This is a genomic window from Pedobacter sp. MC2016-15 (genome assembly GCF_026239695.1).
Classification (GTDB): domain Bacteria; phylum Bacteroidota; class Bacteroidia; order Sphingobacteriales; family Sphingobacteriaceae; genus Pedobacter.
In genome coordinates this window covers 231467-248398 of sequence record NZ_JAPIVS010000001.1, presented here as the reverse complement: position 1 = coordinate 248398, position 16932 = coordinate 231467, and the positions used below count along the sequence as shown (strand labels likewise).

20 protein-coding genes and 1 tRNA gene are annotated in these 16932 nt (G+C 40.8%); 13 read left to right on the top strand and 8 right to left on the bottom strand.

Annotation, left to right across the window (positions count from 1 at the left end; translation table 11 throughout):
* The first annotated feature begins 299 nt into the window (after positions 1 to 299).
* From OQY15_RS01140 to OQY15_RS01115, 6 genes are all read left to right on the top strand, one after another.
* Positions 300 to 854 (top strand): hypothetical protein, encoded by a 555-nt coding sequence (locus tag OQY15_RS01140; protein WP_265786712.1) that lies wholly within the window; start codon positions 300 to 302, stop codon positions 852 to 854.
* A gap of 7 nt (positions 855 to 861) precedes the next feature.
* Positions 862 to 1482 (top strand): hypothetical protein, encoded by a 621-nt coding sequence (locus OQY15_RS01135; protein WP_265786710.1) that lies wholly within the window; start codon positions 862 to 864, stop codon positions 1480 to 1482.
* The gene (locus OQY15_RS01130; RefSeq protein WP_265786708.1) at positions 1469 to 2365 is read left to right on the top strand and encodes a hypothetical protein; all 897 of its coding nucleotides are present in this window, start codon (positions 1469 to 1471) and stop codon (positions 2363 to 2365) included. The genes OQY15_RS01135 and OQY15_RS01130 overlap by 14 nt, the downstream gene beginning before the upstream one ends.
* A gap of 78 nt (positions 2366 to 2443) precedes the next feature.
* On the top strand, positions 2444 to 2986 hold the full coding sequence (locus OQY15_RS01125; RefSeq protein WP_265786705.1) for a hypothetical protein: 543 nt from the start codon (positions 2444 to 2446) through the stop codon (positions 2984 to 2986).
* A 40-nt stretch (positions 2987 to 3026) separates the two neighbouring features.
* A complete protein-coding gene (locus OQY15_RS01120; RefSeq protein WP_265786703.1) occupies positions 3027 to 3215 on the top strand; it encodes a hypothetical protein in 189 nt (62 codons plus the stop codon).
* Positions 3216 to 3825: 610 nt separating this feature from the next.
* Complete coding sequence (locus OQY15_RS01115) at positions 3826 to 5148, top strand: hypothetical protein (protein WP_265786701.1); 1323 nt, start codon at positions 3826 to 3828, stop codon at positions 5146 to 5148.
* A gap of 21 nt (positions 5149 to 5169) precedes the next feature.
* Here the strand turns inward: OQY15_RS01115 and OQY15_RS01110 are convergent, their stop codons facing one another.
* Positions 5170 to 5565 carry a hypothetical protein gene (locus OQY15_RS01110; protein WP_265786699.1) on the bottom strand — a complete coding sequence of 132 codons (396 nt, stop codon included), beginning with the start codon at positions 5563 to 5565 and terminating at the stop codon, positions 5170 to 5172.
* Between the two features lie 76 nt (positions 5566 to 5641).
* Between OQY15_RS01110 and OQY15_RS01105 the strand changes: the two genes are divergently transcribed.
* A complete protein-coding gene (locus OQY15_RS01105) occupies positions 5642 to 6244 on the top strand; it encodes a hypothetical protein (protein ID WP_265786697.1) in 603 nt (200 codons plus the stop codon).
* 137 nt (positions 6245 to 6381) lie between these two features.
* On the opposite strand, the gene OQY15_RS01100 is transcribed toward OQY15_RS01105, so the two are convergent.
* The 5 genes from OQY15_RS01100 to OQY15_RS01080 all read right to left on the bottom strand — a co-directional run bounded on the left by OQY15_RS01100 (position 6382) and on the right by OQY15_RS01080 (position 9850).
* The gene (locus OQY15_RS01100) at positions 6382 to 6579 is read right to left on the bottom strand and encodes a hypothetical protein (protein WP_265786695.1); all 198 of its coding nucleotides are present in this window, start codon (positions 6577 to 6579) and stop codon (positions 6382 to 6384) included.
* A gap of 218 nt (positions 6580 to 6797) precedes the next feature.
* Positions 6798 to 6887: transfer RNA gene (locus tag OQY15_RS01095), tRNA-Ser, on the bottom strand.
* A 96-nt stretch (positions 6888 to 6983) separates the two neighbouring features.
* Positions 6984 to 7973 carry a YihY/virulence factor BrkB family protein gene (locus OQY15_RS01090; protein WP_265786693.1) on the bottom strand — a complete coding sequence of 330 codons (990 nt, stop codon included), beginning with the start codon at positions 7971 to 7973 and terminating at the stop codon, positions 6984 to 6986.
* Between the two features lie 30 nt (positions 7974 to 8003).
* The gene (gene mltG / locus OQY15_RS01085) at positions 8004 to 9059 is read right to left on the bottom strand and encodes an endolytic transglycosylase MltG (protein ID WP_265786691.1); all 1056 of its coding nucleotides are present in this window, start codon (positions 9057 to 9059) and stop codon (positions 8004 to 8006) included.
* 14 nt (positions 9060 to 9073) lie between these two features.
* Entirely contained in the window at positions 9074 to 9850 is a 777-nt protein-coding gene (locus OQY15_RS01080; protein ID WP_265786689.1) for a PASTA domain-containing protein, read from the bottom strand.
* Between the two features lie 166 nt (positions 9851 to 10016).
* Between OQY15_RS01080 and OQY15_RS01075 the strand changes: the two genes are divergently transcribed.
* Positions 10017 to 11003, top strand: a complete 987-nt coding sequence (locus tag OQY15_RS01075) for a D-alanine--D-alanine ligase (protein WP_265786687.1) — start codon at positions 10017 to 10019, stop codon at positions 11001 to 11003.
* A 74-nt stretch (positions 11004 to 11077) separates the two neighbouring features.
* Here the strand turns inward: OQY15_RS01075 and OQY15_RS01070 are convergent, their stop codons facing one another.
* Entirely contained in the window at positions 11078 to 11857 is a 780-nt protein-coding gene (locus OQY15_RS01070; RefSeq protein WP_265786685.1) for a DUF3575 domain-containing protein, read from the bottom strand.
* A gap of 66 nt (positions 11858 to 11923) precedes the next feature.
* On the opposite strand from OQY15_RS01070, the gene OQY15_RS01065 reads away from it, so the two are divergent.
* Entirely contained in the window at positions 11924 to 12502 is a 579-nt protein-coding gene (locus OQY15_RS01065) for a Crp/Fnr family transcriptional regulator (RefSeq protein WP_265786683.1), read from the top strand.
* Positions 12503 to 12574: 72 nt separating this feature from the next.
* Positions 12575 to 13000, top strand: a complete 426-nt coding sequence (locus OQY15_RS01060; protein ID WP_265786681.1) for a DUF983 domain-containing protein — start codon at positions 12575 to 12577, stop codon at positions 12998 to 13000.
* A gap of 7 nt (positions 13001 to 13007) precedes the next feature.
* Here OQY15_RS01060 and OQY15_RS01055 read toward each other — a convergent pair whose 3' ends face one another.
* Entirely contained in the window at positions 13008 to 13427 is a 420-nt protein-coding gene (locus OQY15_RS01055) for an acyl-CoA thioesterase (protein ID WP_265786679.1), read from the bottom strand.
* A gap of 155 nt (positions 13428 to 13582) precedes the next feature.
* Here OQY15_RS01055 and rpsO point away from each other — a divergent pair, with 155 nt between their 5' ends.
* The 3 genes from rpsO (at position 13583) to rpe (ending at position 16896) form a co-directional block, all read left to right on the top strand.
* A complete protein-coding gene (rpsO, locus tag OQY15_RS01050) occupies positions 13583 to 13885 on the top strand; it encodes a 30S ribosomal protein S15 (RefSeq protein WP_265786677.1) in 303 nt (100 codons plus the stop codon).
* 117 nt (positions 13886 to 14002) lie between these two features.
* On the top strand, positions 14003 to 16150 hold the full coding sequence (gene pnp, locus OQY15_RS01045) for a polyribonucleotide nucleotidyltransferase (protein WP_265786674.1): 2148 nt from the start codon (positions 14003 to 14005) through the stop codon (positions 16148 to 16150).
* Between the two features lie 71 nt (positions 16151 to 16221).
* On the top strand, positions 16222 to 16896 hold the full coding sequence (gene rpe / locus OQY15_RS01040) for a ribulose-phosphate 3-epimerase (protein WP_265786672.1): 675 nt from the start codon (positions 16222 to 16224) through the stop codon (positions 16894 to 16896).
* Positions 16897 to 16932 lie beyond the last annotated feature (36 nt).

Here is a 16932-nt window from a genome sequence, read left to right as displayed (position 1 = left end):
TTCCACCGGGTCGCGCGGACTACAAGAACTGTTGCCGGACCTATTTTTTTATGATCCTCATTTCATTTCTTGTACAATGGTTCTATTGAAAACTTAAATCAATAGCATCCAGATGAAAAAGAAATTCAGTACCGCCAATAGTGACCGCTTAGCATCTTTTAAAAGTCAAGTCTTCCTTGTTCCACTTTCCTCTGCGTTTCTTAATGCAAAACCTCCTGATTGATCTTTTCTGACCAGATTTACTGGCGTTCGCCGGTTAGTCATTAATCATTTCCTGCTTTCTTAACCTTCAAATCTTTATGATGAAATTAACGATGAAACTACTCGTTGTGGCCGCGCTTTGTCTTTTTTCTAAAGCGCATGCACAGCAAAAACAACTTAAAGTAGGGCAGTGGATGCCTAATATGGTCCTGCATAATGTCCATAACTACTCGTCCAACACGTACGACCTGGGCGAAATGAATTTCAAGATGACTATCATTCAGCTCTTATCTGTCAGGAAGCCTTCTTGTTTGAGTAATTACGCTCAGTTGGAGGAGCTACAGTGTACATACAAGCGAGATGTACAGTTCCTAAGAATTACATCAGAAACTAAAGCTGAAGTGCTGTCATTTCTGCTACGTCATCCAGCTACCGGACCATCCTGCATACCACTTGTCACTGATGAAAAGCTGTTTAGCAAAGTTTTAGTTAAGGGACAATGTCAATACATCTGGATCGATATGCAAGGTAAGATCATTGCCTTTACAAATGCTGCAGCAGTTACTGAAGAAAATATCAACAGGGCTTTATACAACCAGCCAATCATACTATCCACAATGCAAGCAATTAATCAAAAATCAACCATAAACTAAAATCAAAATGACAACCATCAAAGAAATCCCCGCATTAGAATTAGACACTATTTACCGCATCATGCTGAAAAGAATTGGTAAAGGTTACACAGCTGAGCAGCTATCTTTCCTGATTGGCGCTCCCGAGGGTTACATACAGGAGATCGAAACACTGCAAAGACCGTTTTATACTCCACAAGATCTTGAGAGAATTACAATCTCCCTGGAAGAAAGTAACCCAGAAAGCTTATTCCCACGTACGGAAAACGAAACTATTTACAAGATCATTGTGAGCAGCAGTTTTGAGCAGGGTAAGTTTGTGCATGCTTATTACCGTGTCTATGACGACGATCAACAGGAAGAACTTTTCAGGCTATATGAAGAAGGCTCACCTGAATTTGATGACATGATGAAAAGCGAAGAGACCTTGGATTTGGTAGGTGATACGATCGATGTAATGATCCGCACAGGATATTTCTATGAACCCAAATCCCCCTACGAGATCTTTAAAATAATCAACAACCTGCGGCCCGAGCCGATCAATTCTTACTTTATCCAGTTTGCACTGGAGAGATTCCAGTCTGATGGCAATGGTAAACTACGAATAGTTGGCTCATCTAAAGAAACTTATTGTTATGAGCAGTGTTAAAAGACCAGTCCGTATTCCTCAGGATCTGAGGGATACGGTCACTGCTTTGCAGATAAATCTTACAGGATTGGTGCAGCGCTACATTGACAGCTTTCGTTTTTACCCTTACTTCAGCACGCGTACTGAGCAGGAAAAATTGGTTATACTCTCCAGGATCAGACATGGGTTTGTTGAGTTTCAGCGTGGGGGTAATATTTATTTTGATCCTGTGCTTACGGAAATCAATCAGCGATATGGTAAGCTTCTGATTGAACTGAGCAACAATAAAAAGTTGACGGCAAAAGCGCATGATGATAAAAGCGCATTATTGATAGCAAACTGGGAGAAAGAGGTACGGCCTCTTATCAATTATCCTGAAAAACTGACGCTTAGCGAAGGGGGGAGGATTCGCCTACATTTCAATTTTGTGCTCTGCCATATAAATTCTAACCATAACCTCAGAAGACTGCTTTATCTGAACATGCAACGTATTTCTTTGGCTTATCTCTATGCCTACGATTATCCTGGTAATCCTTTTAATAATGATGTGGTGAAGGATTTTTTTGTGGCTATGAGAAAGGATAGCGATGTTTTGCTGCCCAGAACAGCTGCTCAGGCAGCAGTGATTGAAGAATATCAGAAGAAGATTGGTGATCTGTATAGAGAGCTTGCTCCTGTAAAGAATTACGCTAAGCGGTTAAAGGCTTTTAAAATGTTGGTTAGAGAATGGGCTGGGAAGGTGGAAGGAGTAGATCAGAAATGTGAGTTATATCCTAATAATAATGATATGGACTGGTTTGATGGCTTAGATAAAAATCAACAGAATGATGTCACTGAGGGTCTCAATGATCTTGATAGCGGACATTTCTTTAGTCACGAGGAGGCGAAAAAAAGTTGGTTTTAGTTTTTCAATTACATTAGTTTCGTTTCTATTCTTGGTAACAATTCTTTTTTATAATTACCTCTTGCGCACAAAACGACCATGTCAATAACGATTAATTTTGATGATATTTATGAGCCGGCAAGCCTCAGTGATGATTTTTCTCAGATGAGTTTTAATGCACCACAATTTGATGGTTCAGACTTAGAACTGTTGGTTACAATAACACAGCATCATGACGAACAGCTTCTTGGAGTTTACAATCTAGCCTTCGGCCCTAAAGACGAAAACGGCGAGCCTGATGATCAGATACGTTTGAAACATCAGAACATTGATAAAGTGTTTTCTACAATCATTCTTAATGCATTAAGTTTTTTACAGCTTAATCCTGAACTAAAGATCGGTATTGATGGGTCAGATGATCTTCGCGCCCGACTTTACCACGGAATGTTCAAATCAAACCGGGAATATCTGCAAGAATCCGTTCTTGCAATAGGGGTAGATTGGTACGTCCGCATTTTCAGAGATTATACGTATGAGCAAGATGAAATAGGTAATTTTATTGCCAGGCCTCGTCCGGAGCCATTTAATTATGAACGGGAGAACCGAGATCTCTATCGTTATTACATGTTACGTTTAAAATGATTGGAATTGTTTTTGCAGATAATTTTAAATATATTTGAATATGAATCAACGACTTCAGCAAAAAATCGAACAATACAAACAAGTAGCTTCCAGTAAAGCCGTTGTGGTTCGTAGTGTCGCCGATATGCATTCCCGCAGATCGGACAGCCTTGGTTCCGTGATAAGGTCTAAAAAAGATGCAGATGTTTTTATGTCTGAATTGGAGAGTATTATTAAAAGAAATAAATAAGCTCAAGTATACGACCAGAATCGTTCTAGGATTCCCGACTTTTTGCGTCAAAAATTCGTTAAGTATAACTTTCTAAATCGACATACTTTTCTAGCGAGATTAGTCACACCACCAAAAAATACAGGCTTCAACTTGGTGTTTTTTTTTATTCAGATAAGGGTTGGTTAGTATGTATTATATTTTACTCATTTGCTAAAACGTAGAAAGGTATGTATATGATAACGATTTGACACCATCAAACAAACGTGGTTGCTTATGTGCTCCTTTGTATTTTTAAGCTCTGTAACAATTTGATCGGTGGTGTAAAATCTTTCAAGTTTTGAGATGTCATTGTAAAAAGATTCTGAAGTCGTTGCATACAAAGCCCTTGGGATGATAATATCTTTATCCTTTTTAAGGTCAAGCTTACTATAATCCATATCCCAAAACAAGTGTTTAGGGAAGATGTCTGCTATATTTTCTGTATGATTCACTTAGACAAATATACAATATCTACCACAATAACAATAAGGGATTAGCTCGTTACAATCCCTGATCCCTCAAAGGGGGTAGGCTTCAAACCTAGTCCACATTTCCTATTTATCTTTGTTTACTATTTACACATTTCATTATGTTTAACACTCGGGAAATTGCTTATCTTATTTGGGGATCGCTACTATTGATAGTTCTTTTATTTTCCGGCAAGAACCGGTCATCCTTATTTGATCTGTTAAAAGCATTCTTTTACAAGCAGTTCCTGTATGCCTATCTTATCGCTTTCAGCTATATTTCACTTTGTGTCTGGATATTATATAAAGTCAGGATTTGGGATGCTTTACTGGTTAAGGACACAGTAATGTGGTTTTTATTTGTCGCTTTGCCATTAATGTATAACGCTGCAAAAATTAACAGCTTTCAAAAGTTCGTAAAGCAGGTAGTAAAACCTCTGATAGCGTTTTCGATCATATTTGAGTATATATTCGACCTATATACATTTGACTGGTGGATTGAAATTTTGATGGTGCCGGTTGCGGTTTTTATTGGCGGGATGCTTGCATTCAGTGATAAGAAACCAGAACATCGAAACGTGCATAAACTAATGAACGGCATATTCATTTTATTCGGGCTGCTATCTCTAACCGTCGTTGTCTTTCATCTTTTCTATCATTATTCGGACTATCTTAATAGGTTGACGCTAATGCAGTTTGTTATGCCGCTTTCCTTGTCATTGCTTTTTCTTCCAGTTTTGTATGGTATTGCCATGTACACGCATTACGAAACAGCCTTTGAGGTTATGAAAAGACAGTTTAAACTGCCAGGTGTTTACAATTATGCGATGTTGCAGGCATTAGTTCGCTTTAACGGTGACATCGACGGCATGGAGCGTTTGAAAAGAATGGTTTTTACCAAGAACCTACAAACCCGTGAAGAAATCGATCAGGCGATAAGTTTGGTTAAAACCCTGAAAGATGCAGAGCAAAACCCGCATACTGTCAACGAGGGGCTTGGCTGGTCTCCTTATCACGTAAAGGATTTGTTGGTTGCGAAGGGCATTGAAACGCCCGACTACCGAAATACCATTGATGAAGAATTTTGTGCGATTTCATTTCCTTTTAAGTTGACTGACGATGCTATATTTTCGGATACTATCACTTATATGGTGCTTGGTGAACAATTAATTGCAACTGAACTTCATATCGGACTGAAAGTTTTCAACGGAACTATCGATAATGCAGCATCCCTAATGCAACTACTAGAATGTTCGGAATTAGTCCACCAAGGCGTATTTGGCGATCCTTTACCGGATAAAATCAAAATTGCAATAGTTAAGGCAAAGTATGCCCTCAGTGAAAATGACCTTGGTAAACTATCTGTCAAAAAAGAGTTTTGGACAAACCAAACAAAAGGTTATAGTGTAGATTTTAAGATTACCCACATCAGGCATCGTTTGTAGCGGCTATCAAGATTAAGAGGATTAAGCGTTTAACCGCGCAAAAATCATCGTTTCCAATTGCATCAGTTCAGCCAGTTGTTTTTCCAGGCTATCAGTCATTGATTTAAGTATTGCTTTCGAGGGATTCACGCCCAATACGTTCGACAGCAGTTCATCGGATAGGTTTTTATCGTAGGTTTCTTTCATCAACCTGATATAAGTGTTGAAAGTAATTCCCTGGAATATTTCATTCTCGCCAACTCCCTGAGTTTTTACCATTGCGATCAACTGGTTTCTGACTTTGATGGATGTAGATTGTGTCGCTTTAAACTGAACCAAAAAATGCTCTAGTTCTTCCTTCGGTTTATCAAGATATGTTTTCTGATAGGTAAACCATGCAATCAGCAAACCGAGTACGCCAATAGTGATTTCAATCATAATAATATTTACCGTTTGCCAATTCCAATACCTAAAAATAAGAAGTATTACTTACATTCATATAGGATATTAAAATATGGATAGCATCATCGACCATACTAAACTTATTGATTCAAGAAATAAGGATCTTTTTGAGAAAGTACAGTCAAAATTTGAACTGAATTTTGAACCCTCCTACAATGGTGAACATTCTGTCTACACCATAGGAAATTCGATTACCTTCTTTATACCCGTAGGTATTTATTCAGCAGATGCCTTTACTCATGAATTGTTGCATGCCTATATCGATTATCATGAGGCATACATTGGTGGCAATTTTAAGAACACAATGTGGCAGAGCAATATTTTGAAGCAACTATTTGATCTTCCTTTAGCAGAACATATCACCAACAGTATTGCACATACATTGATGCTGCCCATATACCTTGAAAGGGGCTTTGAGAGAAGTATGTTTCTACTAGATTATTATGAATTTAAAACGGAATCTGGTTTCATCGGCCAGATTGCACGATATTATAAACAAGGTGCCGTATATAATCTTTCGGCAATAAGAAACTTCATCGGTAATTTTTTTGCGTTCAAATGTGATCCTAACCCGACGTTTATTTACGACATAGAATTGCAGCAGCTCAAAAAATCGATCCTCAATTGTACCAGATACTACAAAACTATTTCCTGAGATGGGCCGATTATGATTTTACTGAAGATCCGTTAAGTGAGTATCGGGAAATCAATTCGGACTTTTATGCCGCCTTAAAGCCTTGGATGAGTGGCAAAAGATTTAGTTAATGAATCGAAATTAGCTTTTTGAGAAAGTCAAGTGAAAGAATTAAGACTAGTCTTTTCTGGTGTGGCAGGAGTAATCCCTTCATCAAACATAAACGATTTAAGGCTTGCAGAGGTAATAAGTAGGTTTTTGTCAGCCATTTCTCCATACGCCTTGTAAACCTTCATCTCCATCGCTTTTAAAGCAGAATTGATACTGCGTACTTCATCGCTGTAAATCGTTGCCATCTGACTTTGGTTGTTCCAATCTAAAGCATAAATAAAACGTTTAGAGGAAAATCTAGGATGAGCTCGCTACACTCCCTGATCCCTTGAGGGGGAGGCTTCAAACAAAATGCTGTCGCTGCGCTCCTGGCATTTTTTGTTCTCTCGCAAGCCTTTCGCTGAAGGGCGCAGAACTTGCTATATAACAAAAAATGCCACCCGAAAAGGGTAGCATTTTTGTTTGGCGGAGAGTGGGGGATTCGAACCCGCGGACCCTTTGACAAGTCAACAGTTTTCAAGACTGCCGCAATCGACCACTCTGCCAACTCTCCGCGACAAAAGTACAAATACCACTTGATTCTGCAAATTATGATGCAGATATTTTAACATAAAATTGATAACACCTTAACGCTGAGATAGAAAAACTTTTATTTTCCCAATTTATTGCCCTCTGAAGGCGGTTTTTTGAACATATTGAAGGGCTGTTTGATGATTTTTATGCTCCGTTTTGAAAGGTCAACACTCGCATTCAGCTCAAAACCCAGCAAAAGTATAAGAGAATTTAGATACAACCAGATCATCACCACGATTAAAGTACCGATAGAACCGTAAACTTTATTGTACGATCCAAAGTGGTTGATGTAAAAAGAGAAACCCCAGATCGTAAGAAATGCCAGGATTGTTGCAAGCCATGAACCCGCACTAAAAAACTTCCACTTCTTCGTGTTCGCGGGACCGTAGCGGTATAGAATGGAGATCGTCACAAAATACAGAATCCCCAGTAAGGCCCATCTCGACACTTCGATCAGGAACACGATAAAATTACCATTGATATGCAGCCCCCTGTTGATGTAGTTTAATAAGATTTCACCAACCGTCATTGCTGCAATCGTCACAATCAGTGAAAACGCAATTACGCAGGTCAGGATTAACGCAATAAAACGCTGTTTAAGCCAGCTTCGCGTTTCGCGGGTAAGAGATGACTTGTTGAAGGCCCTCATGAGGTTATGCAAGCCGTTAGTGGCAAAGAACACGGCCAGGATGATACCGAAGGAGAGTAACTTTCCGTTCTGGATCTTAATGATTTCGTTTAGCGTAGTCTCAAAGGCCTTAAAAGCCTGCTTTGGAAGAATCAGCTGCAGCAAAACCATCAGCTGGTCCTGGAAACCGATACGCTTGGGGATATAGGGGATCAGGGTGAATAGAAAGATGATCCCCGGGAAGATCGCCAGCATAAAGTTATACGCCAGCGACGATGCCTTGTTCACCAGCGACTCTTTACCAATCTCCTTAAAGAAAAAGACGGCAATGGTGTAGAGTGGGAGCGGACTAAACCCTGGAAGTACACACTCCTTAGTCCATTCAATAAATGAAGCGTAAGGCTTTAACCGTAAGAGGTACCAGTGTATCCAATTCATTCATTAAAATTAAGCAAAATAGAAAAAAGCTTATTTATAGATATTCCTTTTGTTTAACGCTGCACGGTATTTATTGGCATTGATCTCATGTTCTGCTTTGGTAACCGCAAAAGCGTGGTAGCCCGAGAAATCCTCTTTAGCACACATGTAGATATAGTTATTATGATCATAATTTAAAACGGCATCTATCGCGTTGATGCTCGGCATCATGATCGGGCCCGGAGGCAATCCAGCATATTTATAAGTATTGTATTTAGACTCTACTCGCAGCAAAGCATTGGTCACACGTTTCACTGTGAAATCATTGTTTGCAAAGATCACTGTTGGATCTGCCTGCAATAAAATTCCTTTGTTTAAGCGGTTGAGGTACAATCCTGCAATGATCGGCATCTCTTTGTCGTACAGGGCCTCAGCATCCACGATAGAAGCCAACACGGTTACCTGTTGCGTACTCAGCTTCAGCGCTGCTGCTTTATCTTTGCGGTCTGTAGTCCAGAATTTATCATATTCCTTTTGCATCCTCTCAAAAAATTCAATTGGTGATGTATTCCAGTACATTTCATACGTGTTCGGAATAAACATAGTGTAACTGTTATCCTTGGTAAAACCGTATTTCTCTACCAGGGCTGCAGAATCCAATACTTTAATAAAAGCTGTAGAATCTGACTCCAGGTTTTTTGCCAGATATCCTGCAAAATCTTCTTTCCTGCGGATATTATGGAACTTTAGCTTTACAGCATCCTGATTACCCGCTTTGATCTTATTGATCAGCGCACGGTTGGTCATTTTCTTATCCAGTTTATACCGTCCCGGTTTAAGGCGTGATGCCAGCTCCATCTTCGCGGCAGCCTGACTGAAGGTACCTACATCGGAAAGGATATTTTTGCTTTTAATCTCTGCATATACATCATCTATAGTAGCACCTGTTTTGATATACAGATAAGCTTCTTTGCCTGTCACATTCGGTTTGAAATAGATAGAAAACTGCTGGTATCCGTAATAGCCTACACCAATACCAAGTATCAGAACGGCAGCAGCAATAATAATAAGGGTGTTACTTTTTACTTTTTTAGGTTCAGTAGTCATAAAAGATCTTAAATCTAATTCGAAGGCTTATTGTTTGATAAGGTGATATTTACAGGTGTGCCTAATTTCACTTTGGTTAAGGTATCTGACAATACCGGGCTTTGTGACACAATTACAGCGTTCGCCGTATCGGTGATGTTTCCTTCATACGTAACTACGCCCAGCTTCAGGTTTGATCCTCTCAGTGAGAAAGCGGCCTCATCACGGGTAAATCCGATCAGTGTAGGGATCTCAACATCCTCATTTCCACGTCCGTCGCCCAGCAACATATCAATTTTTGATCCCTTAGGAATAATATCTCCCGGCTTGATCGCCTGTCCTCCAAATGAAACTTCCAGTACAACATCTCTGCTCACATCTGCCTTATACACAGTATCACCAACTTTTAAGCCAAAACTGCCGATGACAGACTGTGCTTCTATAAATGATTTAAACTGGATATCCGGGAATTTCACATTAGGTGCCTGCGCCGTATTGATGGTCAGGTATATCGTTCTGTTGTCTTTTACAAAGGTATTCGCTTCCGGATCCTGGTCGATCACCGTTCCTGGCGGCATATCCATAATATATACAGAATCTACTTCATAGCGAAGCCCCAGGTCTTCCAGTTTGGTAACCGCCTGATTAAAGTTTAATCCCTTCACGGCAGGTACGTTTAGTCCCTGTCCATGTTTGGTATAATAGCGCAAACTGAAGAAAGCCACCAGCAGGAGCACTACTACGGTTGTTATTGCTGCAATGAGGTTATTTCTGAAAGATTTGGTTTGTAAATAGGAGATGAATTTTGCCATTTATTTTATATGGGTGCCTTATATCGGGTCAAATTTAGACTAAAATTATATTTTATCGGAATTTAAATGAGATCAGAATAAACTATTTTAATATTTTTGGGCACATGTCCTATAGTTGAATTAATTCGTTAAGCAGATATACGACTGCCTAAATATAGAAAAAACGATGAAGAAAATAATTGCATTGCTGACCGGAGGCACCACAGGAGAGTGGGTGATATCTGTAAAAAGCGCCGCTACCATTGCCCATAACCTTGATCCTGATAAGTTTGAGGTCTACAAAATTATGGTTACACAGCAGGGCTGGTTTTATGAGCCTGCGGATTCCGTAAAAATTGAGGTAGACAGGAACGATTTTTCCCTGACCATCAAAGGACGTAAGGTTACTTTCGACGGTGTATTTATCGCTATCCATGGCGCACCTGGCGAGGATGGAAAGCTGCAGGGTTACCTGGATATGCTGAATATCCCATATACCTCATGTGATGCGCTGACCTCTGCAATTACCATGAATAAAGGATATACCAAAGCAGTGGTACAGGATCTTCCGGGTTTGCATGTAGCGAAATCTGTGCAGATCTTTAGTAATGTACCTTACGACCTGAATGAGATCAAGCAAACGCTGCGTCTGCCATATTTTGTGAAGCCCAACAACGGTGGAAGCAGCATTGGTATGAGTAAGGTTAAAAATCAGTATGATCTGCAGTCAGCCATAGATAAGGCTTTTAAAGAAGATACGCAGATCCTGATCGAGGAATTTATTGAAGGCCGTGAGTTTACCGTTGGTGTGGTTAAGCTGGATGGAAAAGTTACGGTACTGCCGGCAACAGAGGTTGAAACAGCAAAGGAGTTTTTTGATTTTGAAGCGAAGTATACTCCTGGTGTGGCGACGGAAACTACTCCGGCAGTTTTACGTCCTGAAACGCGGACTAGAGTGGAGCAGGTTGCTGCTTCAGTTTATCAGCGGCTGAACTGCAGGGGAGTGGTGAGGATGGATTTTATCCTGCTGGGTGATGAAGGTGATTTTTATTTTATTGAGATCAATACGATTCCGGGACAAACGGCTACAAGTTTTATCCCACAGCAGATTGCTGCATTTGGACTTAAGTTGAACGATTTCTATACAAAGGTGATCAAAGAGACAATCGGCTAATCATAAATGGCCTGATAAAAAAAATAGCGGCAACCCTGAAAAGATTGCCGCTATTTTTTTTGGCTATAAATTTCTTAAAACCTGAAGCCTACGTTAAGACCGCCTCTTACGCCAGCCCATGGTCCTTTGATTCTGATATTGGCACCATTGGCATCAACAGTACTGCTTGCCTTGATCAGAGGCAGGTCGTCGATCAGGTCGTCAATTTCCTGTTTAATAACTTGCTGTTCCAGTGCATTGGAATTTCTCTGTGCATACAGATCCCCTTTGGCAGAGCCGTAGTTAGGACCGATAATCCACCAGTCGAGATAAATCAGTTTGCTCAGCTGAAACTGTGCGCCAAGTTTTAAGCCGGCAGTATAAGTATTGATATCTCCTTTAAAAAACATCGTTTCTGTACGGTTCAGCTGGGGGATGTCAAACTGGAATGGTCCTTCCCCACTGTACTTTGCATAGCTTACATAAGGTGCAAGGTAAAACCCATGAAACACGCCCTTTTTGCCGAGATAAAACTTTACTTCTGGAGTGATCGCAAAGTTGGAGGTTTTAAAGTTGTCGATTGTTCTTTCCGTTTGCAGATCATCTACAGCATCATTGATCGTTCCTTTAAAGGGAATGCTCGACTTAGGCATGTTTCTGTAACCGAGTGCTACCGCGATGTTGTTGCTTACAGCCCGTTCGTACTGAAAAGAATAACTTTTGGTGATGAGGGCTGCCACGTTCCATTTGACAATGTTCTTTGGTTCGTCAGACAAGTTGTCTGAATCAGATGTTTGTGCGTACAATTGCTGACTGCAGAAAGTTAGACTTGCTGCTGCCAGAACGAGGAGGTTTTTAGTAAAGATTTTTGTCATAATGAAGCTTGTTTGTAATGCTAAAAGGTATTGCGCTTTTTTTTCACGAATTGAGTACTTTTGAGGATGTTAAGTAGTTATCTGTTAGCACATCAATTCAAAACGCTGTCGTACAAAAAAGGTGCCGTTGTTTATGAACCTGGGCAAAATCCACGTTATGTTTATTTTATCAAATCAGGCGAAATCCGGATGGTGACAGTAAACAAAGAAGGAAAGGAATTTTTGCAGGGGATTTTTAAAGCTAAACAGTACTTTGGAGAACCTGCACTGCTGCTGCAGCGGCCATACCTGGCTTACACGATCGCATCAGCGGATACAGAGCTGATTTTGGTAGATCACGCGCAGTTTCTTCAGATTTTAGAGGAGGACAGGGCCTTTAGTATGAACCTGATCGAGACGCTGAGCAACAGGCTGTTTTATAAATCGATGATGCTGGAAGAACTCGGCAACGAGCAGGCGGAACACAGGTTAAAGACGCTGGTCAACTATCTGGGTCGTGATCTGGAGAAAGGGGCAGAACTGGGGGTAACACGGCAGGCTCTGGCAGACATGAGTGGTCTGCGGGTAGAGACGGTGATCAGAACAATCAAAAAGATGTCGGCGGCAGGAGAGGTTAATCTGAGCAGGGGTAAACTCATTAAATAATAGCATTTATGACCTAGATCATAAATTTCGTGCTTTTAAAAAGCTTACCTTTGAAGCATAAACATTACCCATATGGAACCGATCACCAAACTCCAGGCCGTTATACATTGCAAGTGTCCAAGATGCCGCCAGGGGGATATTTTTTCTGGTAAAATGTACGCGCTTTCGCTTAAAGGACAGATTACCAATGAATATTGCCCGCATTGCAACCTCCGCTTTGAAAGGGAGCCGGGATTTTTCTATGTATCCATGTTTGTGAGTTACGCAATGAATGTTGCAGAAATGATCAGCGCCAGTGTAGCTGCCTATGTATTGGGGCTGCCGCTGGAATACGACAGCCTTTGGTATTATGTAGGTATCTTATTACTGACAGTATTTCTTTGCTCTCCATTCAACTACCGCTATTCAAGGGTAATTCTTTTACATTGGTTAACGCCCGGACTGGGATATATTCCGGGTAGCGGAGATGAAAAGGTAAATAAAATGAAAACCGCCTAAGTGTACCTTATATACTATAGGTAGCAATCATCTCATCAGTAACGCTGGTTCCTCTGCCTGTCACGGTATTGATCATGACATAGTCGAACCAGCCATCAGCAGCGATTTTCTTTGTCGCAGCATTCTCAATCTCAAATTGTACACGGCAACCCTTATCGTTTATGGTGAGTATACCCGTGCGGATCTTGATGACGTTACCCATTTTAAGAGGCCTCTTAAAATCTACATAGGCTGTGCGTACCACCCAGCCATAGCCGTTTTCAAGGAAATGCTCCATGGGCATATGGTAGAATTTTTCCATCTGCTCATAGCGGGCAGCAAGTACATAATCGAAGTATTTACTGTTGTGTACATGGTTAAACATGTCGATATCATCAGGTCTTACGGTAAGTTCGGTTTCAAAAATGCTGTACTTTGTCTGTTCCATAGCGCAAAAATAGGGCTTAAGGCTTGTTTAAGGAAATCTCAATCAACATCTGTATGTATTTTTTAAATCATTTGGGATATTTGCTAATCATTAAAACTTACACTATCTTTGCGCTCAATTAATTAATCCATATACACTTTAGTATAATTCAAGCAATGTATTTAAGTAAAGAAGTAAAAGCCGACATTTTCAAAAAACACGGCGAAGTAGAAACTAACACAGGTTCAGCAGAAGGTCAGGTAGCGTTATTCACTTACCGTATCGCACACTTAACTGAACACTTAAAGAAAAATCGTAAAGATTTCTCTACTCAGTTATCTCTTCAAAAATTAGTAGGTAAACGCCGTGGTATCCTGGCTTACCTTTATCACAAAGATATCAACCGCTACCGTGCAATTATCAAAGCTTTAGGGCTGAGAGATATCATCAAACCTATCGGTACGAGAGATAGCAAATAAGCGTATTAATGTCAAGAAAAGCCATTCTTCAGGATGGCTTTTTTAATTGAAAAGTAAAAAAACGTATATATAAATCAGGTGTGGAGAAAGAGGAAAACACACCGCAACAAATTGTAAATGAATGTAATAAAAAAATCGTTCGACCTGGGAGATGGTAGGATCATTGAAATCGAAACAGGTAAACTAGCTAAACAGGCTGATGGTTCTGTAGTTGTAAGAATGGGTGATACCATGCTTTTGGCAACTGTAGTATCTACAGTAGGTGCAAAATCTGGTGTTGACTTTTTACCATTATCTGTAGATTACCAGGAGAAATATGCTGCCGCAGGCCGTATTCCAGGTGGTTTCCTGCGTCGTGAAGCAAGATTATCAGACTATGAGGTGTTAATCTCACGTTTGGTTGACCGTGCTTTGCGTCCGATGTTCCCTGAAGACTATCACTCTGATACTCAAGTGATGATCACTCTGATCTCATCTGATAAAAATATTATGCCGGATTCACTGGCAGGTCTTGCAGCTTCTGCTGCGATTGCTGTTTCTGATATCCCTTTCAACGGACCAATCTCTGAAGTACGTGTAGCTAAAATTGATGGCCAGCTGGTAATCAATCCTTATGTGAGCGACTTAGAGCGTGCTACAATGGAATTCCTTGTGGCTGGTACTGAGCGTGACATCGTAATGGTGGAAGGTGAAGCTGATGAGATCTCTGAAGAAGAAATGGTTGAAGCTATCGAATTTGCACACAAAGCGATTATCATCCAGGTTCAGGCACAGAAAGAACTGGCTGAAGCGGTAGGTAAAACTGTTAAACGTGTATATTCACATGAAGACAGCAACCCTGAGCTGAAAGAACAAGTTTATGCAGCTACTTATGATAAAGTATATGCTGTAGCAAAAAGCCAGACTGGTAAAGCTGAGCGTGGCGATAAATTTGGAGAGATCCTGATGGACTTCATCGCAACTTTAGGTGAAGATATCGATGACGTAACAGGCTTCCTGTCAAAAAAATATTTCCATGATGTACAATATGATGCTATCCGTAACCTGGTATTAGACGAAGGTATGCGTTTAGACGGTCGTGATGTACGTACAGTACGACCAATCTGGTCTGAAGTTAGTTACCTTCCTTCTGCTCACGGTTCTGCAGTATTTACACGTGGAGAAACTCAATCTTTAACAACTGTTACTTTAGGTTCTAAAGATGATGAGCAAATGATTGATGGTGCTTTCATCAATGGATACAACAAATTCCTTTTACACTATAACTTCCCTGGTTTCTCTACTGGTGAGGTTCGCCCGAACAGGGGAGCAGGCCGTCGCGAGATTGGTCATGGTAACCTGGCAATGCGTTCACTGAGAAAAGTTTTACCAGGACTGGAAGAAAACCCATACACGATCCGTATCGTTTCTGATATCCTGGAATCAAACGGTTCTTCTTCAATGGCTACTGTTTGTGCGGGTACGCTTGCACTGATGGATGCCGGTATCAAAATCAAAGCTCCGGTATCGGGTATTGCAATGGGATTGATCACTGATGAGAAAACTGGAAAATATGCAATCCTTACAGATATCCTTGGTGATGAAGATCACTTGGGTGATATGGACTTCAAGGTTACTGGTACTGAAAAAGGTATCGTAGCTTGTCAGATGGACTTAAAAATCAATGGTTTGAAATGGGAAGTATTAACTGCTGCCCTTAAACAAGCTAACGAAGCTCGTTTACACATCTTAAACGAGATGAAGAAAACGATTGCTGCTCCACGTGAAGATTACAAAGACCACGCTCCGCGTATCGTTTCTCTGAGCATTGACAAAGAATTTATTGGTGCTGTAATTGGCCCAGGCGGTAAAATCATCCAGGAGATGCAACGCGAAACTGGTGCTTCTATCTCTATCGAAGAGGTTGGTAACAAAGGTATCGTTGAGATCTTCGCTGATAACAAAGCTGCAATTGATGCTGCTGTAAAACGTATCAACGCAATTGCTGCTAAACCGGATATAGGTGCAACTTACGATGGTAAAGTGAAATCAATCATGCCGTTTGGTGCATTTGTTGAAATCATGCCAGGTAAAGACGGACTGCTGCACATCTCTGAGATTGCATGGGAACGTTTGGAAACTATGGATGGCGTACTCAAAGAAGGCGACAAAATCCAGGTTAAACTACTAGATATCGATAAGCAAGGAAAAATGAAGCTTTCAAGAAAAGCTTTACTGCCACGCCCCGCTAAACCGGAAGGCACGCAGGACAACAAACCTGCTTAATGAATTGTCATAAACCCCGCATTTTGCGGGGTTTTTTGTTTTAAAATAGGTTATTTTTTTATATTTACTTCATGAAACACCTGGTTGCCCCTTCAGTTCTTTCTGCTGATTTTGCCAATTTACAACGCGATGTGGAAATGATTAATAACAGTGAAGCCGACTGGTTTCATGTGGATATTATGGATGGCGTTTTCGTACCGAATATCTCCTTCGGTTTTCCGGTAATGGAAGCGATTGCAAAGCATGCAAAGAAACCGCTGGATGTACACCTGATGATCGTTAACCCTGATCAGTATATCGAACGCTTTGCCAAAGCCGGTGCTGCAATGATTACTGTACACTATGAGGCTTGTCCGCATTTGCACAGAACAGTGCAATCTATTCACGAAGCCGGGGCAAAGGCTTGTGTAGCTCTCAATCCGCATACACCCGTAGAGTTACTGACCGACATCCTCTCAGATCTGGATATGGTACTGGTGATGTCTGTAAACCCTGGTTTCGGTGGTCAGCAGTTTATTCCGAATACGCTGGATAAAATCCGCAGGCTCCGGAGTCTGGCAAATGTGCTTAAACCTGATCTGCTCATCGAAGTGGACGGAGGAGTAGGCATACACAATACGCCTGATCTGGTACATGCCGGTGCTAATGTGCTGGTTGCCGGGAATGCTATTTTCGGAGCCCCATCACCACAGGATATGATTTCCTCCATGAAGCATCTGCCTTCAGCTCAAAGCAATACTATATAAGCTCTATGCTTTCAGTAGTTAATTTCAAAAATGCGG